The sequence below is a fragment of the Marinobacter sp. ES-1 genome, assembly GCF_000475255.1.
Classification (GTDB): domain Bacteria; phylum Pseudomonadota; class Gammaproteobacteria; order Pseudomonadales; family Oleiphilaceae; genus Marinobacter; species Marinobacter vinifirmus.
In genome coordinates this window covers 1-1,353 of record NZ_AXBV01000020.1, presented here as the reverse complement: position 1 = coordinate 1,353, position 1,353 = coordinate 1, and the positions used below count along the sequence as shown (strand labels likewise).

The following is a 1,353-nucleotide window of genomic DNA, read 5'->3' as shown; positions in this document are numbered from 1 at the left end:
ACCAGAAATCACCATAACTCCTGTGGCAAAAATATATCCACAAAGAGTCTTCAGCTCGATTTTCCGAGCTGTGCCTGGGTTAATCCACGCGCAAAGTCGTTGATGTAAAAGTCTGGAGGCTTCACTCCTGAGGGCCCGGATTTCTGCCATGCTGATGCGGACATGGCGAGATTCACCAAGAATGGCTCCTGCAATCATTGGGTTGAGGGCTACATGAACTCCCTGTGAAGTCTCGTCACTACGGTAGTCTGCCAATAGCCGGAAGCCTCTGCGGCTGCCGGCTGGATCTTGAACGATCACTGATACTTTCCACAGCCGTTCGATACATTTTTTGATTGAATCAGAGGCATCGATTTTCGAGTATCCAATTTCTCGAGCCAGGCGGCGGTAACTTGATTCAACTACCACAGCATCTTCAGAGGATGCTTGCCATCTGGGTTCAAGGAGATTTCGAAGGGCAATGCCAGCCGCCGATTTTGGTGTTGAGGTCAAAATTTTTCCCTCGAGGCCGGCGAGAGCGACGAGTCCTTGTAATACACGCAGGTCATCTGCACCGAGCGGTTCTGGCCCGCTGAACTCGACCCTTTGGCCCTGACCAAACTCATAAATAACATCGAGTTTCGATGTTCTTCGTTCGCCCCGCTGTAGCGCCCGAAACAGGCCGGGCGCTAAACAATGGACGGCATCATGTCTGGCGTGATCCAGCTCATACTGCTTCACGACGCTGGATCCTCTTGGTCGCTTGAGTAACAAGATCAACAGGTTGGAGCACTCCGGCTGTACCACGAATAAACCATCTTGGGTGAATTCCCGGATGGTAATTTGCTTTGCTAACGCCAAAACGGACATAACGGGAAATAGGTTCAGTCGTGATCCTGTATTTTTTCGCTTCACCGGGCGTCATGGTGGTGAGATAACCCTGCCATCGGACGTTGTCGGTCAGCACTGAAGATCCTCGACTGGCCTGCTGCTGGTCACCCGATTCATTCCACAGTGCGGCTTTACTCGTGTGATGCAGAAATAAGATGCTGCAGCCAGTACGTGATGCTATCAGTTCCAGATTCCCCAGAAGCTGAGCCATCTCAGCGCCATTATTTTCATCACACACGTGAAATCTACGCAGAGTGTCCAGGATAATGAGATCATTTTCTTCAGCTAACCCTTGTAGCGCGGTTATCCAGGTTGGGGACAATAGGTTGGGTCGTATCCCATCCAGTGGCATAACCATGAGATTGTCTTCAACTATCATTTTTTGCTGGTCAGAGAGAACTTCCCCTATGGCGTACAAACGGTCTCCAAGCACAGGCAATGGATCCTCCGCGGATAAATAGGTGCGTAAACCGCTGAAGGTTG

The 1,353-nt window shown here is 50.6% G+C and carries 2 protein-coding genes; both read right to left on the bottom strand.

Annotation, left to right across the window (positions count from 1 at the left end):
- The coding region (repC, locus tag Q668_RS16720) for a replication protein C, IncQ-type (RefSeq protein ID WP_161628519.1) at positions 1 to 720 on the bottom strand (720 nt) is incomplete at its 3' end.
- On the bottom strand, positions 707 to 1,353 hold a 647-nt coding region (locus Q668_RS01070; RefSeq protein WP_022987733.1), incomplete at its 5' end, for an AAA family ATPase. The genes repC and Q668_RS01070, both read right to left, overlap by 14 nt.